24 protein-coding genes are annotated in these 22,013 nt (G+C 64.3%); 16 read left to right on the top strand and 8 right to left on the bottom strand.

Annotated features, from left to right (window positions below; translation table 11 throughout):
- Positions 1–636, top strand: a 636-nt coding sequence (locus P1T08_08995) for a transposase (protein ID MDF1596221.1), incomplete at its 5' end; no start/stop codon positions are given.
- 311 nt (positions 637–947) lie between these two features.
- On the opposite strand, the gene P1T08_08990 is transcribed toward P1T08_08995, so the two are convergent.
- From P1T08_08990 to P1T08_08980, 3 genes are read right to left on the bottom strand one after another with little or no spacing between them, the layout of a single operon-like run.
- Positions 948–1,160, bottom strand: coding sequence for a hypothetical protein (locus P1T08_08990; GenBank protein ID MDF1596220.1), 213 nt, complete (start codon positions 1,158–1,160; stop codon positions 948–950).
- Positions 1,161–1,215: 55 nt separating this feature from the next.
- The gene (locus P1T08_08985; protein MDF1596219.1) at positions 1,216–2,382 is read right to left on the bottom strand and encodes a tyrosine-type recombinase/integrase; all 1,167 of its coding nucleotides are present in this window, start codon (positions 2,380–2,382) and stop codon (positions 1,216–1,218) included.
- Between the two features lie 58 nt (positions 2,383–2,440).
- Positions 2,441–2,683: a helix-turn-helix domain-containing protein gene (locus P1T08_08980; protein MDF1596218.1), complete on the bottom strand. Its 243-nt coding sequence runs from the start codon at positions 2,681–2,683 to the stop codon at positions 2,441–2,443.
- Between the two features lie 632 nt (positions 2,684–3,315).
- Here P1T08_08980 and P1T08_08975 point away from each other — a divergent pair.
- The 9 genes from P1T08_08975 to P1T08_08935 are packed head-to-tail and all read left to right on the top strand — an operon-like array spanning position 3,316 to position 10,305.
- The gene (locus P1T08_08975; protein ID MDF1596217.1) at positions 3,316–4,149 is read left to right on the top strand and encodes a hypothetical protein; all 834 of its coding nucleotides are present in this window, start codon (positions 3,316–3,318) and stop codon (positions 4,147–4,149) included.
- Entirely contained in the window at positions 4,107–5,003 is an 897-nt protein-coding gene (locus P1T08_08970; protein ID MDF1596216.1) for a hypothetical protein, read from the top strand. The genes P1T08_08975 and P1T08_08970 overlap by 43 nt, the downstream gene beginning before the upstream one ends.
- A gap of 1 nt (position 5,004) precedes the next feature.
- Positions 5,005–5,700: an SAF domain-containing protein gene (locus P1T08_08965; protein MDF1596215.1), complete on the top strand. Its 696-nt coding sequence runs from the start codon at positions 5,005–5,007 to the stop codon at positions 5,698–5,700.
- On the top strand, positions 5,697–6,488 hold the full coding sequence (locus tag P1T08_08960) for a carbon monoxide dehydrogenase maturation protein (protein MDF1596214.1): 792 nt from the start codon (positions 5,697–5,699) through the stop codon (positions 6,486–6,488). The genes P1T08_08965 and P1T08_08960 overlap by 4 nt, the downstream gene beginning before the upstream one ends.
- A complete protein-coding gene (locus P1T08_08955; GenBank protein ID MDF1596213.1) occupies positions 6,485–7,786 on the top strand; it encodes an ATPase, T2SS/T4P/T4SS family in 1,302 nt (433 codons plus the stop codon). The genes P1T08_08960 and P1T08_08955 overlap by 4 nt, the downstream gene beginning before the upstream one ends.
- 2 nt (positions 7,787–7,788) lie before the next feature.
- A complete protein-coding gene (locus P1T08_08950; protein ID MDF1596212.1) occupies positions 7,789–8,652 on the top strand; it encodes a hypothetical protein in 864 nt (287 codons plus the stop codon).
- Complete coding sequence (locus P1T08_08945; protein ID MDF1596211.1) at positions 8,649–9,566, top strand: type II secretion system F family protein; 918 nt, start codon at positions 8,649–8,651, stop codon at positions 9,564–9,566. Before P1T08_08950 ends, P1T08_08945 begins: the two co-directional genes overlap by 4 nt.
- A gap of 60 nt (positions 9,567–9,626) precedes the next feature.
- A complete protein-coding gene (locus P1T08_08940; protein ID MDF1596210.1) occupies positions 9,627–9,845 on the top strand; it encodes a hypothetical protein in 219 nt (72 codons plus the stop codon).
- Positions 9,846–9,855: 10 nt separating this feature from the next.
- The gene (locus P1T08_08935) at positions 9,856–10,305 is read left to right on the top strand and encodes a TadE/TadG family type IV pilus assembly protein (protein ID MDF1596209.1); all 450 of its coding nucleotides are present in this window, start codon (positions 9,856–9,858) and stop codon (positions 10,303–10,305) included.
- 5 nt (positions 10,306–10,310) lie between these two features.
- On the opposite strand, the gene P1T08_08930 is transcribed toward P1T08_08935, so the two are convergent.
- The 4 genes from P1T08_08930 to P1T08_08915 form a co-directional block, all read right to left on the bottom strand.
- The gene (locus tag P1T08_08930) at positions 10,311–10,736 is read right to left on the bottom strand and encodes a DUF1232 domain-containing protein (protein ID MDF1596208.1); all 426 of its coding nucleotides are present in this window, start codon (positions 10,734–10,736) and stop codon (positions 10,311–10,313) included.
- A gap of 9 nt (positions 10,737–10,745) precedes the next feature.
- Positions 10,746–11,957 carry a hypothetical protein gene (locus P1T08_08925; protein MDF1596207.1) on the bottom strand — a complete coding sequence of 404 codons (1,212 nt, stop codon included), beginning with the start codon at positions 11,955–11,957 and terminating at the stop codon, positions 10,746–10,748.
- Between the two features lie 434 nt (positions 11,958–12,391).
- Positions 12,392–12,703, bottom strand: a complete 312-nt coding sequence (locus P1T08_08920; protein ID MDF1596206.1) for a helix-turn-helix transcriptional regulator — start codon at positions 12,701–12,703, stop codon at positions 12,392–12,394.
- Positions 12,704–12,707: 4 nt separating this feature from the next.
- Positions 12,708–13,796, bottom strand: coding sequence for a tyrosine-type recombinase/integrase (locus P1T08_08915; GenBank protein MDF1596205.1), 1,089 nt, complete (start codon positions 13,794–13,796; stop codon positions 12,708–12,710).
- A 143-nt stretch (positions 13,797–13,939) separates the two neighbouring features.
- Between P1T08_08915 and P1T08_08910 the strand changes: the two genes are divergently transcribed.
- The 4 genes from P1T08_08910 to P1T08_08895 all read left to right on the top strand — a co-directional run bounded on the left by P1T08_08910 (position 13,940) and on the right by P1T08_08895 (position 18,809).
- Positions 13,940–14,404, top strand: a complete 465-nt coding sequence (locus P1T08_08910) for a TadE/TadG family type IV pilus assembly protein (protein MDF1596204.1) — start codon at positions 13,940–13,942, stop codon at positions 14,402–14,404.
- Positions 14,401–14,805 carry a pilus assembly protein TadG-related protein gene (locus P1T08_08905; GenBank protein MDF1596203.1) on the top strand — a complete coding sequence of 135 codons (405 nt, stop codon included), beginning with the start codon at positions 14,401–14,403 and terminating at the stop codon, positions 14,803–14,805. The genes P1T08_08910 and P1T08_08905 overlap by 4 nt, the downstream gene beginning before the upstream one ends.
- Positions 14,802–18,155 carry a LysM peptidoglycan-binding domain-containing protein gene (locus P1T08_08900; protein MDF1596202.1) on the top strand — a complete coding sequence of 1,118 codons (3,354 nt, stop codon included), beginning with the start codon at positions 14,802–14,804 and terminating at the stop codon, positions 18,153–18,155. Before P1T08_08905 ends, P1T08_08900 begins: the two co-directional genes overlap by 4 nt.
- Positions 18,156–18,554: 399 nt before the next feature.
- Positions 18,555–18,809: a helix-turn-helix transcriptional regulator gene (locus P1T08_08895; protein ID MDF1596201.1), complete on the top strand. Its 255-nt coding sequence runs from the start codon at positions 18,555–18,557 to the stop codon at positions 18,807–18,809.
- 573 nt (positions 18,810–19,382) lie between these two features.
- Here P1T08_08895 and P1T08_08890 read toward each other — a convergent pair.
- A complete protein-coding gene (locus P1T08_08890) occupies positions 19,383–20,450 on the bottom strand; it encodes a hypothetical protein (GenBank protein ID MDF1596200.1) in 1,068 nt (355 codons plus the stop codon).
- A 172-nt stretch (positions 20,451–20,622) separates the two neighbouring features.
- Between P1T08_08890 and P1T08_08885 the strand changes: the two genes are divergently transcribed.
- Together P1T08_08885 and P1T08_08880 are read left to right on the top strand one after the other, a co-directional pair.
- The gene (locus P1T08_08885; protein MDF1596199.1) at positions 20,623–20,895 is read left to right on the top strand and encodes a killer suppression protein; all 273 of its coding nucleotides are present in this window, start codon (positions 20,623–20,625) and stop codon (positions 20,893–20,895) included.
- 6 nt (positions 20,896–20,901) lie between these two features.
- Complete coding sequence (locus P1T08_08880) at positions 20,902–21,978, top strand: HigA family addiction module antitoxin (GenBank protein ID MDF1596198.1); 1,077 nt, start codon at positions 20,902–20,904, stop codon at positions 21,976–21,978.
- Positions 21,979–22,013: the final 35 nt, after the last annotated feature.

Raw genomic sequence — 22,013 nt, 5'->3', positions numbered from 1 at the left:
CTTCCACGGACCCCGACTCCAACCGCCAGGGTCACTATGTCAGGCCACCCCTCTTACACAGAGGATCTGACACGCCCGGAACTTCGGGACCGGTTCTTCGGGCTCACCAAGACCCAACTGGTCAAACAGACCGCCGCTCTTCGTCCCCGGGAGACCGGTGATCCGGTCACCTACGCCACCAAAGTGGCACTCAAGAGCCTGGCCCAGCGAGTCCAGCTCCTCGAGACACAGATCAAACAGATCCGCACCCTGCTCCGGCCCCTCATCAATGCTGCCGCTCCCAGCCTGCTCGACATCAACGGAGTCGGAATCGAGGTCGCCTCCATTCTGCTGGTAGCCGCCGGTGACAACTCACACCGGTTGAAGAACGAAGCCGCCTTTGCCCGCATGTGTGGAGTCGCACCCCTGGAGGCTTCATCGGGCAAGGTGGTTCGTCACCGCCTCAACCGGGGCGGCAATCGACAAGCCAACCATGCCCTCTACCGGATCATCCTCAGCCGTCTGTCCTCCGATGCGGAAACCAAACGCTACGTGCAACGACGAACCGCCGAGGGCAAATCAATCGCTGAGATCGTGCGGGTCCTGAAACGCTACGCCGCCCGAGAGGTCTTCAAGCACCTCCCCCACGCCGTCTAACCATTCCGGGCTGGGTCTGGCCCCTGAACCGGCCGACGCTCCCCGGAGCTGTCCAATGAATGAACTGCCGACCCGCCCCCACCAGGATCAAACTCCCGGCAGCGGAACTCGCGTGACCTAATAAGAGCATGCCCTCGGAGAGCCTCCCAGTGGCCCAACCCTGTCATGTCCGCCAACCCGCAACCGGCCCCAAGAAAGAGGGTTGACACATAAGAGCTTCAATCTAGATCGGTTCCCAGATATTGGGTTGCCACGTAGCGTGATGGCGGTCAGCGGTGGCGTCATCAACGCCTCGGGCCGAAACTCATGGCTCAGTCGGAGTCGGATCCGGACTCCTGCTCCGGCCGGGGCAGTGACTCGTAGTATGTGAGGGTGCTGTCGGCGACAGGATCTTCGACGAGGGTCGTTCCCAGACTCGCGAGCGCTTCGAGTATGTCCGCGTAGGACACCTCGTCGTAGTCGAGCACGGTGTCGTTGAGGTAGTCGGCCAGGTCTTGTGCGTGAGTTCGTAGGGATTCGGCCATGCTGGTCTCCTGGTGGGTCCTCGAGATCGTATGTATGGATCGTCGTCCTGCTCGCTCAGCCTTCGATCTCTCGAACCTCCGCTGGTTGCGTCGGCTCCGCCGTTCGGTACACGTCGTCGAGTGCTTCGGTGAGCGACGCTTCCAGGCTTGGGAACAGGTGACCGTAGGTGCCGAGGGTGACCTGGATCGTGCTGTGACCGAGGCGCTCCATAATGGCTCTGGGGTGGGCGCCTTCGGCGATGAGCATGGCTGCATAGCTGTGGCGGAGGTCATGGAACCTGGTGGCTTCCGGGAGGCCAGCCCGGATTACGGCAGGTTTGAAGTGTCGGGCATAGAAGTTGGAGTGCCGCAGTGGGCCACCTCTCGACGATGTGAACACGAAGTCGCTACTCGCCTTGCCGGCCAGAGACGTCGTCAGCTCGTCGACGAGTGCCTGGGGGAGCGGCACCGTCCGGCGTTGGTACGTCTTCGGGGAGCCGAACTGCAGCTTGCCGTACGCCTCTGTTGCGGAGGCGACGACGTGAACACGTCCATGGAGCAGGTCCATTGTCTCGGTCCGCAGCGCCACGATCTCACCTGACCGGAGACCCGTAAAGCTGGCGAACCGGACCAGAAGCCCACGCTCCGGATAGCTCGGCCGGCGGTGCTCTCCGCCACCTCGTCTGATCGGCGGGTCGGTGAGTTCATCGGCGAGGGTCATGATCTCGTCAGCGTTCAAGAACACCATTTGTGCGAGTGGCTTCTTGGGTGCCTTAGCTCCCTCGACCGGATTGACCTTGATCGCACCCGACCGACGCGCCAGCTCCAGCACGAGCCGGAGCACATCTCGTATGTTGCGCACCGTGCCTGCGCCCGCCCCATTCGACGTCAGTTCGGCTATCAGCGCGACGACGGTCGGATGGTCGATGCGGTTGACGGGAAAGTCCTCGAAGCGGGGGAGGAGATGGCGACGGAGAATCGATTCGTAGGTCTCGCGTGTCTTTGGCGTCAGGCCAGCGATGGTCGGAACCCACCGACTCGCCCAGTCACCGAACGTCTCCCTTCCGAGCTGAGGGTCCAGCCAATCGCCGCGGGTGATGTCCGCTTCCACCACGTTGGCGAACTTCTGTGCGTCGGCCTTCCGATGGAAGGTACGGGTTCGATCTCTCGTATCCGGATCGCGGTAGCGGACATCCCAGCGGGTCTCGCCACTTGCCGTCTGCCGTCTCCTGATGTTCGCCATGTTCGCTCCTGAGCCAATAGCGGATCCGGTCGTCGGCCGGAGCCACCCAATTGCGACTCTACCGACGATCACCGACATGCGCTCGGGTGCGAGTGCGATCCGAGTTCCTTCGTACCTCGGCGACACGAACCCGGTCTCGGATCCATTGTTCGACATCAGTCCACCGGTAGCGGACGTGCTTGCCCACCCGAAAGCCGACGGGTCCCTCTCCCCGGTACCGCCACGCGTACAGCGTCTTGATCGGGACGTCGAGGAAGGCGGCGAGATCCTCGGCGGTGAGTAGGCGGTCGTTGTCGTTCATGGACAGATCATCGGCGTGAACCCTTTCACCAGGATGTCAGACCGTTGCCATATCGACCATATCCAGGGCCGCCTCGTCGCCCGCCGGTGGTCGTCGGATCGCCGACCTGGAAAGTGCAATTCTCGCGAGTTGGAGGGTTCTTGATGTGCGTAAAAGGGTTACTGGCACTCTGGTGAGAGGGTTGCTGACACTTTGGTGAGAGGGTGCGATGGAATGGTTCGGACATGGCGGCGTCGGTCTCATCGATTCAGAGGGTCTCCGGATCCGGTTGGAGGGCTGTTGACACTCTGGTGAAAGGGTTGTCGCGTTCCCCGGCTGCTGGTGCCCCTTAGGTGGATGAAAAGATGTTCTCTCTAGTTCGCTCCGCCAGTTGCGTTGTCAGACGCGTAGGGTGGGAATGGCTACTGGGAGTGAGGGGTAGCCATTTGAGCCCACGACGCTGGTCAATCGGGTTCGGTGGCCTGACCAGGCCGCCGCTTCTTTTGGGCGTCGCCATCGCGGCGTTGCTGGTTATGAGTGCCTGCACGTCGTCGGGCTCCAGTGAGTCAACGACAACCTCGTCAATCCCACCCGTGACGTCCACACATACGGGCCCACCGTCCACTTCTACGAGTACGTCGACATTGATCGCCGTGACATCGACGCTTCCACTTGCTGAAGATGTGGTTGACGCGTGGAGCGCCTATTGGGATGCGTGGGTGGAGGTGCGGGCCTCGGATGATCTCGATCGGGCGCCTCTTGAGGTGGTCGCTGCCACGGACGTGGTCGATGGTGCTCTTGTCCTTTTCGAGCGTCAGCGCTCTTCGGGGCTTGGTCCAGTTGATACCGAAGTCGTGCTCCACCCAACGGTTACCGACTTCGAACCCGATCGGGCCTCAGTCGAGGATTGTGTGTTGCTTTCGCCGTCGTTGACCGACACGGTTGGTGTCTGGTACCAGGCGGATCTGACTCTGACCGAGCAAGGCTGGGTGGTTGACGCTGTTCGGATTCCGAGTGGTGGTGGCTGTGTACCTGAGGAGATGGCTGACGCTGCGATCGCCGGATACGAAGCCTTCTATGCCGGGTGGAACGAATTCTGGGATCCAGCCAACCCGGACTCCCCACTGGTCGGAGAGGTTCTCATCGAACCACAGAAGGCCCTCATCCTCGAGCTCCTTGTCGATCATCAGGCTCGGAGTGCGGCTCTCAGGGGTCGCCCGGTCTTGCATCCGGAAGTGATTGAGGTTCGGAGTCCGACAGAATTAGTCATCTTGAGCTGCCTAGAGCCCGACTCCGACTACGGCCTCTACGACGTCAATTCGGGAGAACGGCTCGACGACGTGCCGGCAGTTCAGGCCGGTCAGCGCAACCTCGAGTCGGCCGTAATGGTCCTTGAGGGCGGCCTCTGGAAAGTTTCAGACCTACAGGGACAAGTGGATTTCGCATGCGAGTTCGCACCAACAAACCGTGGACTGCCGTCCGTTTGATCGTCGCCATCGCCCTGTTCGGCTCGGCGACGTTGCTGACAGTCGCGCCGGCATCCGCCCACCACTGCTCCGGCGAGGGTGATATCTATCAAGGAGGGGGAGACGTCGTCGCTGAGTGTCACGGGGTAACACCGGGACAACCGGGTGGAGGGACTGTCCATGAGGCCTGGGACATCTACTGCGCGGCTGCCGTCGGTGAGTACCAGGAGGGTGACGAGGTCGAGTTTGACGCGATGGATCAGCTCAGTCCGGGGGATGTGGAGAACCTGGGATTTGATCCGACAGGGGAGTATTGGTGGTGGAACGTCACTTGTTGGCGGGAGGGGGAGCCGGCGCATGCCTTCGAGTTCGCGGTCGAGGTGACCCCGCCTGTCCCGCCCGAAGTCATCCGGGACATCGCTGCTGCTCGTCTGGAGCCGCCGACTCCAGTCCCGGAGACGAGCCCACCTCTTGCACGACAGACGTTTGTTCGTGTCCCGACGTGGCTTTGGCTGGACCAGGCCGCATGGTCGCCTATCGAGGTCTCCACAACGCGGGGGTTGACGACGGTGACGGTTCGGGCGACCCCGATGCATGCCCGGTGGCTGATGGGTGATGGCGGCGCGGTCACTTGTCTGGGTCCGGGTGTGGTGTGGGTGTCGGGTGCGTCCGAGGCTGACACGGACTGTGCGTACACCTACCTGCACAGCTCCTATGGCGAGCCGGAGGGCCGCTTCGAAGCTTCGGTGATGGTGAGGTGGGAGTTCGAGTGGTGGATCAACGACGTCTACCAGGGAGTGTTCGGGTCGGTTGACCTGTCGGCTTCATTCGGGGTTGAGGTTGCCGAGATCCAGGCCGTGGAGACGGGAGGGTGACATGAACAGGAGCACTACGAAAGCATCGACGGGGCGTGTCGACCCGTCGGGTAATGGCCAGCAATCGGAGAGTCCCTTTCGGCTGGAGGCACCCCGCCGAAAGGTGGAGATCCCACAACTGTTGATTGCCGTGTTCATGGTGGCAGTGAGTGCACTGGTGGCGGTGGTTCTGTTCTCCCAGGCCGCGGCTCGAGAACCAGCGCTTGCTCTTGCCCAATCGGTGGAGCGCGGCGAGGCCGTCACGTCTGGCGATCTGATGGTCGTGTACGTGGCGACCGACGATCCGGTCAGCAGCCTTCCGCCGGACGCAGCCGCCGGCCTGGTCGGTTTGACCGCGGTTGCGGACCTCGAACCCGGCACCCTTCTCACTTCGGCGCACTTGGTGTCTCGCAGCCTCCTCGACGCGGGTGAGGGTGTTGTCGGCATGGCGTTGGCACCGGGCGAGTATCCGACGCTGCTGTTGACGCCCGGTGACCGAGTCGATGTCGTGCTCACAAGTCGGACGCCGTCTGAAGAGGGAGTCACCGACATCGAAGCTGTCGCGACATCTGCCGAGGTATTCGACGTTGCGGAGCTGGGGACCCAGGGCGATCGGTTCATCTCACTGCTGTTGCCTGCTGACGATGCAGCCAAGGTTGCCGGCGCGGCTGCCGCCGGCAGGGTTCGGCTCGTGTTGGTTTCGGGAGTCGACCAATGAGCGTGGTGTGCCTGACATCTGCGCATGGATCACCGGGCGTGACCACCACCGCGCTGGCGCTGGCGGCCACCTGGCCATCGCACCGCCGCTGTCTCTTGGTCGAGGCGGACCTGTTCGGAGGGGTGATCGCGGCCCGATACGGTTTGGGCGACACGCCCGGCCTCTCGTCGCTCGCTGCGGATTCGCGACGGGGGTTGGATGACGACGTTGTCTGGCGGCACGCCCAATACCTCCCCGGAGGAGTACCGGTCCTGGTCGGTCCCGCCTCACCCGATGAGGCGCATGTCGTGCTGCGCGACATCGCTGATGCCCTCACCGCTTGGTCAACGGAACAGATTGAGATTGACGTGATCATCGACTGCGGGAGGATTCCACCGGGCCTATCGACGATCGACACCATCGGCGAGGCAGGTGTCGTGATGGTGCTCACTCGCCCAACGCTCGACCAGCTTCGACCGGCGGCGCATCGACTCGGGGCCCTCAACGCATTGGGCATTGATGTCGGTCTGTTGCTGGTGGGCGATAAGCCGTACGGTCCGGCCGAAGTGACCGCCGCGCTCCAGATGCCTGTGGTCGGGATCGTCGCTTGGGATCCCCGAACAGCAGCCGTTCTCACCGGCGCCCGTGGCTCGGTACGCGATCTCCGCCGCTCCCCGCTGGTTCGATCGGTTGCGACTCTGGCCGAACGACTCGCTCCGACGCGCCCGTCCCGACCTGAACCGGGACACAACACCCAGCTGGCATCCCTCGTTCAACCGAAGGAGCAGGTTCAGGAGGCAACGTCGTGAACAGCGACATGGACCTGCGCGGACAGCTCCACGGAGCCGTGGCGGAGAAGCTGTCGGAGCAGCTTCGCTCCCTCGACGGCGACCATCCTCTGAGCCTGGACGACGAGAAGGCGCTAACGCGCTCCCTGATCGCTGCCGAGCTTCGGCGTCTCGCCGAGGACGCCTACCGCAACGGAGAAGCGCCGCTGGACGCCGCGACAGAATCCGAGCTTGCGGATGCTGTCTTTGATCGGGTTCACGGGTTGGGGAGGCTCCAGCCCTACATCGACGACCCGGAGCTGGCGAACATCCACGTCAACGGTCACGACAACGTGTGGCTCGTCTATCGGGACGGCACGAAGATCCACGGTGAACCAGCGGCGGACTCCGATCGCGAGTTGATCGAGATCATCGCAACGGCAGCTCGGAGGATGGGCAGGTCGGAGAAGCGATGGGACCAGGTGTCGTGGGAACTGCACCTCCAACTCCCGGGTGGGGAGCGTCTCCATGCCGTGATGGGCTTGACGGGTCGGCCAGCAATCACGATCCGCCGCCACGACTTCAGCATCTATCGGCTGAAGCACCTCATCGACTTGGGCGTCATCGACGAGGGGTTGGCAGCGTTCCTCGCCGCGGCGGTGCAGGCGAAGCTGAACTTGATCGTTGCGGGCGGCACCAACACGGGCAAGACCACGATGTTGCGGTGCCTGTTGAACGAGATCCCGCCCGATGAACGCGTCGTGACCGTCGAAGACAACCTCGAAATCGGGTTGGATCGGTTCGCAGATCTCCACCCGGACCAGGTCATGTGGGAGCGACGGGGCGCCAACATCGAGGGCCGGGGCGAAGCGACGTTGGCCGACTGTGTGCGGGCGACGCTACGTCAGAACCCCGACCGGGTGATCGTCGGGGAGATCCGCGGTGTCGAGGTCGTTGACATGCTCCGCGCCATGTCCCAGGGCAACGACGGGTCCATGTCGTCTATTCATGCCGACTCATCGAAGGGCGCCATCGTGCGGCTCGGCATGTACACGGCCGAGGCCGGTCTCGATGAGCAGACCTCGAACAAGTGGATCGCCAACGCCGTCGATCTGATCGTCCATCTCGGCTGGGTCGATGGCATGCGTCGGGTCACCAGCATCCGCGAAGTGCTCGATGCCGAGGAACGTCAGATCGCAACCAACGAGGTATACCGACCATCAACCGACGGGAGGGCGACTCCGGCACCCGGGCCGACCATCCGCAACGACACGTTGGACCGTCTCGTCCGTGTCGGCTTCGACCCCTCATATCTGGCCAATGTGGCAGGGTGGTGGTAAGTATGCAGGTCCTGCTAATTGCCGGCGCCGGGGCCGTTGCAGGTTTCGGGCTGTGGCTGGGGATCACCGCAGCTAGGGGAGTCCGCGTCGTACCCGAGGCGCGGCGACTCGTCCCCAACGAAGTGCCGGCGAATCGTGCCGTCGCATGGCTCGCCGTCTCGCTGCTGGTGGGCATCGTCGTGGGGCTAGGGACCGGTTGGCCGGTTGCCGGGATCGGGGCCGCGCTCGGACTACTGGCAGGACCTGCAGCCGTGGGGGGCACAGCCAGGCGTGCAGAGGAAGCAGCGACGGCCGATGCCATTGCCACCTGGGCGGACATGATCCGCGACACCATGGCCGGGGCGTCGGGTCTGGAGGAGTCGCTCATCCAGACCGCAACGGTCGCCCCTATCGCCATCAAACCGCAGCTCCAATCTTTCGCGCTGCGGCTGCGGCATCAGCCACTCGACGCTGCCCTCGATGATCTTGCTCGTGACTTGGACCACTCGTCCGCTGACCTTGTCGTGGCCTCTCTCGCTGCGGCTGCACGGTTGGAGGCCAGGGACCTCGGCCCCCTGCTTGCCCGCCTGGCGGAGGCAATCCGCGGCGATGTTCGCATGCGTAGCCGTATCGAGATTGGCCGGGCACGGATCCGCACGTCTGCCCGGATCGCGGTCGCCACCACTGTCGCCACCGTCGTCTTTCTGTACGTGTTCGCCGGGCACCTCCTTGAGCCGTATGACACCGCGGCCGGGCAGGGTTGGCTCCTCGTGGTGTTGGCCGTGTTCTTCGGTGCAGGGGTGATGCTGCATCACTACAGCCGGCTCGAGACGCCCGAACGATTCAGACTCCGCCACGCACCCGAACTCAAAGGAGCGGAGCGATGACACTGCTGGCAGTCATGGTCGCCGGTGCAGGCGTCGGGCTTGGTGTCGTCCTCGGGTTCCGGGCGCTGTTCCCTCGGCCGATACCTCTCAGCAGAGCCCTCGCGGACCTCGAACGGCCGCGTCGCTCCTTGGCCGAGCTTGCCCCGGCGTCGTCGACTTCCGGCGTGGCCGACCGGATCGGCCAGTGGGTGATCCGGGTCGTCGAGTCCACAGGACTCGCGGATCTCGGCGAGCTCCGGCGTCGCCTCCGGGCGCTCGGCAAACCGATCGAAGCCCATGCCTTCGAAAAGCTGCTCGGTGGGATGGCCGGACTCCTAATCCCGGTCATCTTCGGCCTAGCGGTCGCAGCGGCCGGAGTGTCGGTTTCCCCCGGCGTCATCGTGGCCCTGGCAGTGGGACTGTCGCTGGCCGGATTCATGTACCCGGATCTCGGGCTGTCCGAGCGGATCGAACGCCGCCGCCGCGACTTCCGCCACTCCCTGTCCGCCTACCTGGATCTCGTCACCATCATCCTGGCCGGTGGCGGAGGGCTCGAAACGGCTCTACAGACCTCAGCCGACCTTGGAGATGGGTGGGCCTTCGCCGAGATCCGCGCCGCGCTCCACAGGGCCCGCCTCACCAGTCGAACACCGTGGGAGGTCTTCGACCAACTCGGACAGGAGTTGGGTGTCGACGAACTGCGCGAACTGGCAGCAGCGGCTCACCTGGCAGGCGATCAGGGTGCCCGCATCCGGGCGTCTCTCGCCGCCAAGGCGGACTCCATGCGTGCCAGCCAGACCGCCGCCATCGAGGCCCAAGCCGAAGCTGCCACCGAGAAGATGTTGCTGCCGGTCGTCACGCTGGTCGTCGGCATGATTCTCTTCATCGGATTCGGCGTCGTGCAGGCCATCTCCACCCCCGGGGCAATCCCATGAAACCACTGAAAGGAAACCACCAACCACAACCCGGACAACTCACGAGCGAAGGGAGCACCCATGTCCACGTACATCGACTATGCCCGTCTCCTAATCGAGGTGGGCCTCACCCGGATCGGGGTCCAGGTCCGTGACGAACGAGGCGCCATGTCCACCGAAGCAGCCGTCCTAACGGGTGTGCTGGTCGCCATTGCGGTCGCCGCCGGCCTGATCCTCATCGCCAAGATGACATCCAACGCCGAGGCGATCCCCGACAACGTCGCGCCTCCCGGCAACTAAGGGTTCGCCGATGGCAGCGATGGACTCGGCACGATTCGCACACGAGAAGGGGCTCACGTCCACCGAACTTGCAGTGCTCATGCCCGTCCTAATCGCGCTCGTCCTCATCCCGTTCCAGGTCACGTTGTGGTGGCACGCCGATCAGATCGCCGATGCAGCGGCACGAGAGGCAGTCGACGCCGCCCAGGTCGCCACCGCGACCGAGGAAGACGGGACGCGAGCCGCCGAGTGGTTCCTCGACGCTGCCGGCAACATCACCGACCCGGAGGTAACGGTTACCCGGACCGCCGACACGGTCAGCGTCGAGGTGACGGGGCGAGCACCCCGGCTCGTCCCGGGATTCGATTGGCAGGTCACCGCCCGCGCAGCCGGTCCGATCGAACGATTCATCCGGGAAGACGAGCGGTTCGGGATTACTGAAGGGTTGGTCGGGTTGGACTCAGGGACTGGTGGTCCGTGATGCGGTTATGCGGACCCTTGGGTTGGAGAACTGGGGGCGGGTGGAATGCGCAGGAGCCGAATGATGCGCTCCAAGGTTTGAGGGTCGCCTTTCCAATGGGTCTGGAGTCGCTGATGCCCGGTGGCTTTGATCAGATGTCGGATCACCCAGGCGACGATCAGGGCATCGTCGAGGTAGCCGAGGACAGGAATGAAGTCCGGTACGAGATCGAACGGTATCGCGAGATAGGCGACGACGAGGGCGGGGGCGATCTTGGCCCGGCGCGGCACAAGCGGGTCCCTCATGATGTCGCGGAGCAAGGCGAGGCAAAGGGGAATGAGGCGCGCCAGTTCGATCAGCGCCGTGCGACTCCGTCGAGCCGTCAACGCGGCTGCGGTGACGGCGACGATGAGGACGCCGGCGGTGAGACCGATCCATCCCCACCAGCTCATGAGCCGATCCTAAACATGGGCCCTGAGTCCGGGAGGGTCGAGAACGCGGGCGTATCGCTCCGCGGTCTTGACGGTGACACCGAACAGGTCACTGATCCGTCGGACGTCGCCGCTGGTGGCCAAAGCTTCGTCGAGGATCCGGTCTTGGCGGAGGGCGTCGGGGGAGAAGCCGAGGGCGAGGCCAACCCACCGGCTGCCGACCGGTCCAGTGCCGGTGGCCGTTCTGTGGTGGATGAACAGGTGCGGGTTAGCAGTATGGGGCCACCGGTCGTTGCGATAGTCGAGCCAGACGGCGAGTCGTGTCTTGACCGGCTCGGCGAGCGGAATCGTGCGGTCGGGGAGATGGAGTCGACCGTCACGAAGGTCGGTGAGCGCCAAGTCACGGATCTCTTTGGATCGGATGCCGTGGAAGGCGATGAGGCCGGCAAGCACCGCCCGACCGGGATCGGTAGAAGTGAAGGCTTCCCGTATCTGGTCGGGGTCCAGGGGGAGGGGCTGGTGCCGGTCGATGGTCCCTACATCGATGCGGCTGGTCGGGTTGGTGAAGATCGTCTTGTGGGCTTTGAGGGTGCCGAAGATGGATCGGAGGGCGTACCCGAGGGTGGCTCGAGGGTTTCCGCCGGCCGGGAGAGCCACTTCGACGTCTTGGCGGCTGATCTCTCGGAGGGACTGATGACCCTGGTAGGCCCATGCTTTGAGGGTGGGCAGCGCCCAGGCCAGACGGGTCTTGATGGTGATCGGCGACCGTGGCCGGCTACGGGGCGGTTGGGTGCTCCCGTTGGAGAGGACATCGAACCAGAGTTGGAGCTCGCTGACCATGGCTTCGGGAAGGTCGGCAACCTGTCGAGCGAACCAGGCTTCGATGGCGGGGGTGCGGTCGTCGTGGAGCATCTCCGCCGCGGCGAACAGATCGAGGCATTGGCTGACGGGCAGGCCGCGGGCGGTGAGGGCGGCCACGTCGGTGGCTCTGATCGTGTCAGCGGCAGGGTGGAGTCTGCACAGGGTTCTGATGCCGGCGAGGACTCGTTTGAGGGTGACCTTGCTCCATCCAAAACGAACGGCGCGGTCTCGGGAGATGCTCTCGAGGATTTCCAGCCTCGGATCGGGCTGGTCGAACAGGTCGAGCTGCTGACGGAGGTGATGGGGGGTGGTGGTCGAAGACGAGGAGGTTGGTGGGCTGGCTGGTGCTGCTGGGGCGCGGTTGCGGGCTTGGCGGTGCATGTCGGCGAAGAAGAGCTGCTGTCCGCACCGGTTGGCGGCGACCGGGTCGAGTGGCTGTTGGGGTCGCCGTTGGTTGGCGGCCTGCCGCCAGCAGAGACGGCACAGACGGCGGGAGTCGACAGGACGCCAGCGGCTGCAGATCGTGCATGGACCCGGGATGGGATGCGACTTCCGCCAGTTTCGACAGCCGTAGCACACGCCCTGTTGCTGTCGGGCAACCCCCCAGGCGTGACAGTCCTCACACGATCCGGGCTGTTGCGGTGCGTACTGGTGGCAGCGGGCGCACAACCCGGCCGAGTAATAGTCGTCGACCGATCCGCACCGGCGGCAGGGAGGCTCTGGGAACGACCCTCCGGGCTGACAGGTGAAACAGAACTGGTGGCGTTTGGTGGCGACCGGCTTCACACCACATCCGGTGCATGCTCTAGGTCGGGTCAAGCCGGTGGCTTGGTCCGGTTCCGGCCGGGTCGGATCGGCGTTGTCCCCTGTTCGGCGGTGGCTGCCGTGGTGGGTTTGGTGGCTTCGACCTTGTCCGGTTCGGGGATCAGCAGATCATCCGGACCGCAGTCGAGCACATGGCAGAACACGTCGAGGTCGTCAAGGCGGATGGTGGTGGGTGTTCCCGTCCACAGCGCCGACATCTTCCCTGCGCTGATCTCCAGACCGGCATCTGCTAGTCGGCGTCGCATCTCGGTGGACTTCCAGATGCCCTCCTCGGCGGCCTTCATTCGCAGATTCCAACGCATGATCTCACCTCGTTTCCTCGCCAAACCGGGCAGCTACCCGCTGGTTGGCAGCAGCCCAGGCTTGTTCGATGTGGTTGTCGTGAACATGGATGTATCGGGTGGTGGTGGACAGCCACTCGTGACCCAACAGCTCTTGGATGGCCTTGAGGTCCATGCCTCGCTCATAGAGAGACGAGGCGCAGAAATGACGGAGCCCGTGGGGTGTCAGCCGTCCACTCCAAGCGGGCAACCAACGTCCCACCGCATGAGCCAGTCCGGCTCGCAGCGCCTCGGGTCCTATCCGTCCGCATCGTGTCGTCAGCCGGTCCCGACGTTCGCTCGGGAGGAGAGGAGCGTCGGGGTCGTCCCAGTCGTCACCGAACTGGTGGCGCACATCGGTGAGCCACCACACCAGCAACTCATCAACCGAGTTGATAGCTGGGACCAGCCGGGTCTTCGGGCCCCGACCGTTGCTGCCCTTCCCGAATCGGACATGCAGTTTGCCGTGCTCGCCGAGGTCGGGACGCCAATCGCGGAGGTCGAGCATCACCGTTTCGCCGATCCGAAGCCCGCAGCGACGCCACAACGATGCAGCCAGATAGTCACGGGCGGCGGGCAGGAACTTCCTGGCGTCGGGCAGAACCTCCCGCCAGGCGACGAAAAGCCCCTCCACCTCGTCGCTCGAGGGCGGGACTCGCGGCGAACCCCCGTAGTCGGCTTTGGCCGGCCGGTTGAACTCGTCGATCGGCTGGACCACCACTGTGCCGGTGAGGGCGTGGATGTCGCCCTGGTAGCGGCCGACAACAAAGTCGAAGAAGCGGCCCAGCGTCCAGGCCTTTGCCTGCACCGTCGACTTGGCCTGACCACGGTCTCGCCGCAGCCACACCAGATACCGGTCGGCGTCCGCAGGCGTGGCCGTCCACACCGGTCGGTCGATGAAGCGGATGAACTCGAAGACGATCGTGCGATCCACCGAAACGTGCCGGTCGGTCACACCCGCACCTGCCGCCGCCAGCGAGAACTGGTCGACAAGCTCCTGCTCGAAATCCTCGAACTCCTGAGGCGAGCGCAAGCTACGAGCCGTGCCCAACGACCGAACCACCGCCAACGACATCGCCACCTCACTTCACCCAGACCGACACACCGTCATGAATCCCGAAAAATAGCCGGGAATCCCGAGAGACCGTCGGAGTATCCCTTCCGACTTTTCGCGGGCTCTACACCCGGTAAACACCTCACGCTGGGGGGAGACACGAGATGAGAACTCAAAGCACTTCCTACAGAGCCGGAACGATGACCCGCCTCGACGGACAGCGAGGGGCGGTCTCCACCGAACTGGCGGTACTCGCTCCGCTCCTGATCGGGTTCATGCTCTTCGTGGTGTTCGCCGGGCGTGTCGCCCAGGCCGAAGGCGACGTTGCCAACGCGGCTCACGAGGCCGCTCGTGCGGCTTCCCTCGTTGGCGCACCTCGAGCAGCCGTAGAAGCGGCCACCGAGACCGCCGAAGCCAACATTGCCGAAGGGGCCGTGGCATGTCGGCGTATGGAGGTCATTGTTGACACCTCCGATTTCGACGCCGGGGGACAGGTGACAGTGACGGTCAGCTGCGAGGCCGCATTCGGCGACATCGCCATGCTCGCCGTACCCGGCAGCCGCACCTTCGCCGCAACTGCAGTCGAGATACTCGACACGTTCCGAGCCGACGGTGGGAGCCCACCATGAGCCGGATCCTTGCCGACGAACGGGGAGCGGTGTCCACCTTCCTGGCAGTCATTGCGCTCGCTCTCCTCATGGCGGGCGGCCTCGCCATCGACGGCGGACGGAAGGTCAACGCATTGCGCGAAGCAAGCCACATCGCCGACAACGCCGCCCGCGCCGGCGCCCAAGCCGTTGACCTCGACACGCTCCGCACCACCGGCGACCTACAACTGCTTCCCAGCGAGGCGGCCAACCGTGTCGAGGCATACCTGGCCATCCTCGGATACAGCGCGACGAACGTAATCGTGAACGGTGCGACCGTTACCGTCACTGTCGACATCACCGTCGACCCCGTCCTTCTCCCGACCGGGCCGATGACCGTCAGCGCCACCGAGACCGCCGCAGCCATCACCCAGGAGCCATGATGCGACACGCAACGACCATCCTTCGCGGCATCGGCGCCCTCATCGCCAGCCTGGTGTTCGTCATCGCAGTCCCCGCCGGACTGGTCTCATACGTGGGATGGCCACTACCCACCACCCTCCCCTCCATCGACCGGATCCAAATCGCGCTGCGAGGCGGCATCGACCCTCAAATCCTCATCAACACGCTGGCGGTCATTGTTTGGATCGTCTGGATCCAGATCGTCATCGTCCTTCTCGCGGAAGCCGTAGCGGCCGTTCGAGGCGGGACCGCCCGTCGCCTACCGGTCCTACCGGGACTGCAACCGGCAACCGCCCAACTCGTGGCCGCCATCACCTTGGCAGTCGCCACCCTCGGCCCACTCCGGGTCGCCCCCGCCGCCGCGAGCCCGCTGCCCGACCCAGTCTCTGTGACCCAGACCCACCAGACGTCTTCCTCCCCAGGTCTTGGACCGACAGCCGTCGCCGCGGGGGTGCCGGCACCGCATCGAGGCACCAACTCCGATCTACCGACATACCGAGTTCGGCGACACGACACACTCTGGAGCATCGCCGAGACGACCCTCGACGACGGTCGACGATGGAAAGAAATCCGTGACCTCAACAACGGGCGAACCATGGTTGACGGCCACGACTTCACGAAGGAGACGGACCGGCTCTCACAGGGCTGGCTCATCCTCCTCCCGAACGATGCCTCCACCCCCGACACCGGTCAGGTATCACGAGTGGGGAGCGAAGTGACGGTCGAGGCGGGCGACAACTTCTGGACGATCGCCGAAACCACGCTCGAGACCGCATGGGGACGGGCCCCCACGGGCGACGAAGTATCGAAGTACTGGCGGAGCCTCGTCGAGTCCAACCGAGACCGACTGCGCCCACCGCACGACCCCAACCTCATCTTTCCCGGCCAACAGCTCGAACTGCCCCCAACCCCCACCGACGCGAACATCGAGTCGGCAGCACCTCAGGTCTCGGAACGCACCGAGTCTGCGAACCATGACGAGGTCACGGTCGCGCCAGGTGACACCTTCTGGAGCATCGCCGAAGACACCCTCACCGACGCTTGGGATCGCACGCCCACCACCAGCGAGACAACGAACTACACGAAGCAGCTGATCGAAGCCAACCAGGATCGGCTGGAGCCACCGCACGACCCGAACCTCATCCACCCCGGCCAGGTCTTCCGCCTACCCACGATCCCCGACGACCCCCAAGCACCCGCCCAACCCGAGGACGCGGTTGAGCCTCTCCTCGGGTCGGTGCCCTCACCGGTCCTTCCCGACGAGCCTCCCACCACGGAAACGCCTGGGACCGATCTCCTACCGGCCGTGACGCAGCCGACCCCGACCTCTGAGGTGTCGACATCCTCAACGACGCTCAGCCAACCCGAATCGCCGGAACCGACCGACCGATCCGAACCCGCCGACACCACCGCCGCATCTGACGCCCGTGCCGGGAGTGATCTGCTGCCCATCGCCAGCACCCTCGCCGGCCTCGGCATCCTCGCCGCCGGCCTCGTCGCCCTCCTCCGCCGTCTCCGAGGCGTACAGCTACGTCATCGCCGCCCCGGCACGATCCCCACGCCACCACCCGCCGACACCGTCGAAACCGAGACCGCGATCCGCACTGCGGCCGCACCGGACTCGACCGAGTTCATCGACCTCGCCCTGCGCGCCATGGCCCAAGACGTCATCGACTCACACGCACCAGCCCCCGAGGTAGTCGGTGTCCACCTCACCACCGAGAAGTTGCGGCTGCTGCTGTGGACCCCACATCAGGACCCGCCACCCGAATGGAGCGTCGACGACGACGGACGCAGCTGGACGATCTCCACTAACACGGACATCGCTCGACTACGACACAAGGCCAACGGCGTCGCCGGCCCATACCCGGCTCTCGTCAGCGTCGGTCACCAAGACCAGGCCCAGCTGCTCCTCGACCTCGAATACCTCGGCGCCACCCAGATCACCGGCGACCCCGACGACGTTGCATCCACCTGCTACACCATGGCCACCGAACTCGCCGCCAGCCCAGCAGCCGACGGCATCCAGATCATCTGCGTCGGATTCGGAGCAGACCTTGCCCACATGGAACGCGTGCAAGTCGTCGACCACCTCGGCGACATCCTCCCCACCCTCGACGCCAAAGCCACCGCCATTACCCGGATGGCATCTCCGTCACCACTGCATGGTCGGATCTCCTCACCAGGCGGCGACACCTGGGATCCGATCGTCGTCTTCGACCCGGCAGCCGACCCGACCGACGAGGCAGACCGGCTTCTCACCATCGCCCACGCCGGCCGAGCTGTCGCTGCAGTCGTCGGCTACCCGACGGGGAACCGGTGGCAACTCCACATCGACAACGACACCGTTCGGATCGAGCCCCTCGGCTCCACCTTCGCCCGACGCAACCTCACCCCCACAGAACAGACCGCGGTCGCCAACCTCGTCGCTGCCGCCAAGGACCTCGAAGGGCTCCCTCCCAAACTCACCACTGATCCGCTCCTGCTGAACGAACCGGTCGATATACCGGTGCCACTCGACGAGCCGACCGAAACCGCCGATTCGAAGGTGACCGAGCAGGTCACCACCCGTGCGGTTCCTGAGGTGAAGATGCTGGGCACCCTCCGGGTCGACGGTCTCGATGCCGATCTCCCGCTCCGAAGAGGCACCGAGCTCGTCGCCTACCTCACCTTCCACCGCCACGGTGTCGAAGCCGATGCCCTGATGGAAGCGCTCTGGCCAGAAGAGGCACCCGACTACCGGCGTCTCAACCGCCACACCTCACGCACGCGGACCACCCTCGGCCTAGGCCCCGATGGCGAACACCTGCTGTCCTATGTCAGGGATGGCCGCTACCGGATCAGCCCCCACCTACGCAGCGACATCGAACAATTCACCGACCACATCCGCCAAGCCGACCGAGCAACGGGGGCAGACGAAGCCGACCACCTGCGGTCCGCTCTCCAACTGGTGGAAGGAACCCCGTTCACCGGAGCCGGCAACAGCTACGGGTGGGCTCACACCGACGGGATCATCACCCACACCATCGTCGCCATCGACAACGCCGCCCACCGCCTCGCCGAATACGCCCTGACGCACGGCGATCCCGAGCAGGCAACCTGGGCGGCCCGGAAGGGACTCGTCGCCACAGGAGCCTGCGAGGAGTGCTACCGCAACCTCATGCGTGCCGCCATCGCCGAAGGCAACCAAGTCGCACTCGAAGCCGTCTACACCGAGCTACTCGCCGTGATCGACGCAGACGAAGGCCCCGATGCCGCCACATTCCTCGACCCCAAGACCGTGGAGCTCTACGAGGGGGAGTCCCGAGGCCGACGACGTCAGGCGGGTTGAGATGACGGGCTACACCACTCGCACCGAGAGCGCGATAGGAATGAGACCAGGCTTTGCCGGTTCGGCTCGGGTCACATCCGTCGGTCGTGAGGTGACCATTGCGCGGTTTGTTGTGTGTCAGTCGAGAGGCCTGAGCTATCTGGCGAGCCAGGCTGCCACGTTGGTTTCGTCGACGTCGCTGGCGGCAGTCGGAGCATGAGGTCGACTGCGTCGTCCGCACGAACTCGAGCGTGAAACCGTTGAGGACGCAGAACGTGGTGAGCGGCTGCCATGCCAGCCTATTGCTCCCGTCGGGCGGAGGAAGCTTGCTGTGGGGCGCAGTGAGTCGGTGCGTGGTCCCCGCTCCGATCCTCGCGGCTCGACTGAGTAGGGTAGTATATATATACTAGGATAAATATCGTGGGACGACGCAAAGTAAGCGAGGCGGATTGGTCAAGGGCGGAAAGGCTCGGTCGCGCGCTGCAGGCACTTCGTAAGGGGCACAGCACAACACAGGCACACCTTGCGTCGGAGAGCGGTGTGTCAGTCGACACGATCCGGAAGCTCGAGCGGGGTGGTATCGCCTACCCGGCGCTGTTCATCGTCTCGGCTGTTGTTGACGAGCTTGAGGGGAGTCTCGACGAGCTAGTGGACGCTGTTGAGGAGGCGCCGTGATTGATCGAGTGGCTGCGGCACTGGGGTTTGAAGGAACCGTTCTCCCCGACGTGTGGATCGCGGGCGAGAGGGTGACATTGGTTATCCAGCTCGACGAGGAGGAGATTGCCCGCAGAGGTCGAGAAGGTCTCCGACAACCGCTTACGGACCGGACGGCGCTTCGGGTCATCGGCGAACTTCCGCTTGGTCTGGCGGTGCCATGGGCATCGATAGATCCGGTGTTGGCAGCGCTGCTCGATGGGCTTCCCCCTGGGGTCGTAGAGAGTGATTCCGAGTTTGTGGTGCGGTGGTTTCGACCAGCTGTACAACTTGTGGGCGCAGTGGTCAGTGGCCGCGAGCCTGAGTCCAGTTTGCGAAGCGTCAGTTGGCTGGCTCCCGACGCCCCTCGCGGCATCGGCGTGGCTCGATCATTGTGTGGGAGGAGACTGGTGGATCGAGCTCGGACATTGGGCATCGGAGTAGTGACGACTGAGGGTCGCCATCTTCAAAGCGTGGTGGAACCGAGCCGGAGGTTTCTGGTTCCTTCGGGTCCACGAAGGTGGCGCAATGCCGAGTTGGCCTACGAGTCCTGGCTCATGTTGACGAGATCGCAGCCCATTCCTCGATCGCCAGCGGCACCGGGAGGGCGACGCCCGTGACCTGCTCGACCCATGCATGAGTGTCCACGGCGCGGTTGCACCAATTGCCCCACGTCGCTGTCCGGTCCGACGCGGCCACCAGGGTATTGGTGAGGTCGGCCACCACCGCTGCGTTGTGGAACTCGCCTTCGTCGTAGTAGGCGGGATCGGCGAAGCGCCGGATGTCGGCCCCTTTGCACACGTGACAGCGACAGGTGAGAACGGGGTCCACTCGTTCGAGCTGTTCCAGCTTTGAAGCTTTCCGGAAGCTCAGAAGTTCTGACACCACGATGCTCGGTGTGCGATCGGTGACATTCGGTGAGAACCCCGGCGTGCCCGGTTTTGTCGCATGACGATGGGTGGGCATCGTTCCGATTGACACCCATCGCGCACCGACCGAAAGCGCACCGAGTCCGCCGGCAAGATCCGTCCGGAGCACGGCGCACCCAGGTAGCCCGCGGACCACCTCGGTCAAACCCGCGACTGCACCTTTTCGATCTAGGGGGTCCCCGGGGTTGGTCAAGAGGAGCCCAATCGTGAAGGGGGTGTCGCCAGCCACATCGCGTAGTTCCCGACACCGGCTGACTACCCAAGATCGATAGATGTTGACTGGGACTACCACCTCGGCGTCGATTCCGTGGGCAGATACCTCCGCCGCAAACGTTTTACCCGCCGCGAGTACTTCCGCGACTCGGGTGAACTCGCGTGGGCCGATTCCGTGCGATGGTGCAATGAAGGTTGTGACTCCCTGGGCCTGTTGCTGGCGGATCCACGGGTCGTAGTCGCCGAACAACGATCCCTGGTCCGGGGTAGATGTAGCTTGCTCGTAGCGGGCCGGGTCGAGCACGAGAGTCCCCGCGTACCCGCGTGAGCGAAGAACGGCGGCGGCAGAGGCCCCGCGGTCACCCTTCAGCATGAGCCCGCCGCCGAGTTCCGCAATGCGTGCCAGCAGTGGGGTATCGAGGGTGGCCGAGGGATACGGCAGCGTCCCCTCGGTGATCTTGATGGCGGTTGGGTTAACCATCCTGGACTGTCCAATAGCTTTGTGATCGAGCTGCCATAGAGTACCATACACCTACAAGGTAAATCATATCTTGTTTACCGAACAGGTATACGATATCATGGAGCGGTGAGGTTTGGAGGTCTGGTTTTCGAACTCGAGGCTCGCCAAGCGATGCTCGAATGAGAAGGCACTTGTGACGACTTGGGGCAAGAGGCAAGGTGACCTGATCGCGCTTCGGCTCACGCAGCTCGCGGCCGCGCCAACCCTGGTGGACATGCGGGGTCCTGGCCTTGGCCGCTGCCACGAGTTGACCGGGGATCGGCAAGGCCAGCTGAGCCTTGATCTCGTGCATCCGCAGCGATTGATCATTGAGCCGATCGAGCCGACACCCCGAACACAGGATGGGGGACTCGACTGGGCTGCGGTAATCGGCGTAGTTGTCGTCGAGATCGCAGACACGCATTAGGGAGACATGATGGGCGAACAGCAAGCACGCACTCGGTTTACGCCGGACTACGCGCGCTCGCCTGGGACGACCCTGGCTGCAGCGCTCGATGAACTCGGCTACACGCAGGCAGCGGTCGCTAATCGTGCCGGCATCTCAAGGAAACACCTCAACCAGATCATCAAGGGATCGGCTGCTCTGTCTCCAGATACGGCGCTGCGGCTCGAGAAGGTCACGGGCATATCGGCGGCGATGTGGAACGGGCTTGAAGCTCACTACCGGGAGCACCTCTCCCGCATGCAGGAGGAGTCGGAGTTTGCTGGTGACGTGACGTGGCTCGACGAGCTTCCGGTAGCTGAGCTCATTCGCCGTGGCTGGATCGAGAAGTGCCGAGACAAGGTCGACCAGTTGCGAGAGGTGCTGCGCTTCTTTGGCGTGGCGGACCGCTCCGCTTGGGAAACGGTCTGGCAGAAACCGACCGCGTATCGTCGATCACCAGCGTTCACGAGTCATCCGGGAGCGGTCGCAGCGTGGTTGAGGTATGGAGAGATCCAAGCGCAGGAGATCGAGTGCGCCCCTTTCGACCGATCGCGATTCCGTCAGGCGCTCAGCGAGTTGCGGGCCGCCACTCGCTTGACGCAGCCGCAATGGACCTCTGCCCTCGTGTCTGTCTGCGCAGAAGCCGGCGTCGCAGTCGTCATCGAGCCCGAGGTCCAGGGCGCCAGCATCAACGGTGCCGTTCGGTGGCTCACCCCCGAGAAAGCTCTGATCCAGCTCAGCGGCAGGTACCACCGTGCCGACTTCCTGTGGTTCACCTTCTTCCACGAGGCTGGTCACCTTCTTCTACACGGCAAACGCGAGACGTTCATCGACATGGACGATGGCGACACGGACGACATCGAACGTGCGGCTGAAGCTTTCGCTGCCCGCACCCTGATTCCCGACGAGTACGAGGCCGAGCTGGATGAGCTGAATACCGCAGCGGACATAGTGGCGTTCGCCGATGAGATCGGTATCCATCCAGGGATCGTTGCCGGGCGACTCCAGCGAGAGAGAGACCAGTACAACAAATGGCCGAGTCTCATACAGCGACTGGTGTTTTAGGTGGCTTCGACGCGTTCGGCCCGGCGCTCTTCTGT

The organism is Acidimicrobiia bacterium, assembly GCA_029210695.1.
Taxonomy (GTDB): Bacteria; Actinomycetota; Acidimicrobiia; order Spongiisociales; family JAHEDJ01; genus JAHEDJ01.
Note: the sequence above shows the minus strand (reverse complement) of the source record. Positions and strands in the feature narration are given on the sequence as shown.

Bases quoted from the DNA above. Each gene is read 5' to 3' on its own strand.
- P1T08_08900 (MDF1596202.1), top strand. From the start codon at position 14,802: ATGATGCGACACGCAACGACCATCCTTCGCGGCATCGGCGCCCTCATC.
- P1T08_08965 (MDF1596215.1), top strand. From the start codon at position 5,005: ATGAACAGGAGCACTACGAAAGCATCGACGGGGCGTGTCGACCCGTCG.
- P1T08_08905 (MDF1596203.1), top strand. From the start codon at position 14,401: ATGAGCCGGATCCTTGCCGACGAACGGGGAGCGGTGTCCACCTTCCTG.
- P1T08_08940 (MDF1596210.1), top strand. From the start codon at position 9,627: ATGTCCACGTACATCGACTATGCCCGTCTCCTAATCGAGGTGGGCCTC.
- P1T08_08950 (MDF1596212.1), top strand. From the start codon at position 7,789: ATGCAGGTCCTGCTAATTGCCGGCGCCGGGGCCGTTGCAGGTTTCGGG.
- P1T08_08890 (MDF1596200.1), bottom strand. From the start codon at position 20,450: ATGGTTAACCCAACCGCCATCAAGATCACCGAGGGGACGCTGCCGTAT.
- P1T08_08980 (MDF1596218.1), bottom strand. From the start codon at position 2,683: ATGAACGACAACGACCGCCTACTCACCGCCGAGGATCTCGCCGCCTTC.
- P1T08_08985 (MDF1596219.1), bottom strand. From the start codon at position 2,382: ATGGCGAACATCAGGAGACGGCAGACGGCAAGTGGCGAGACCCGCTGG.
- P1T08_08960 (MDF1596214.1), top strand. From the start codon at position 5,697: ATGAGCGTGGTGTGCCTGACATCTGCGCATGGATCACCGGGCGTGACC.
- P1T08_08880 (MDF1596198.1), top strand. From the start codon at position 20,902: ATGATGGGCGAACAGCAAGCACGCACTCGGTTTACGCCGGACTACGCG.
- P1T08_08915 (MDF1596205.1), bottom strand. From the start codon at position 13,796: ATGTCGTTGGCGGTGGTTCGGTCGTTGGGCACGGCTCGTAGCTTGCGC.
- P1T08_08930 (MDF1596208.1), bottom strand. From the start codon at position 10,736: ATGAGCTGGTGGGGATGGATCGGTCTCACCGCCGGCGTCCTCATCGTC.
- P1T08_08935 (MDF1596209.1), top strand. From the start codon at position 9,856: ATGGCAGCGATGGACTCGGCACGATTCGCACACGAGAAGGGGCTCACG.
- P1T08_08945 (MDF1596211.1), top strand. From the start codon at position 8,649: ATGACACTGCTGGCAGTCATGGTCGCCGGTGCAGGCGTCGGGCTTGGT.
- P1T08_08925 (MDF1596207.1), bottom strand. From the start codon at position 11,957: ATGCACCGCCAAGCCCGCAACCGCGCCCCAGCAGCACCAGCCAGCCCA.
- P1T08_08910 (MDF1596204.1), top strand. From the start codon at position 13,940: ATGAGAACTCAAAGCACTTCCTACAGAGCCGGAACGATGACCCGCCTC.
- P1T08_08970 (MDF1596216.1), top strand. From the start codon at position 4,107: ATGCGAGTTCGCACCAACAAACCGTGGACTGCCGTCCGTTTGATCGTC.
- P1T08_08990 (MDF1596220.1), bottom strand. From the start codon at position 1,160: ATGGCCGAATCCCTACGAACTCACGCACAAGACCTGGCCGACTACCTC.
- P1T08_08920 (MDF1596206.1), bottom strand. From the start codon at position 12,703: ATGCGTTGGAATCTGCGAATGAAGGCCGCCGAGGAGGGCATCTGGAAG.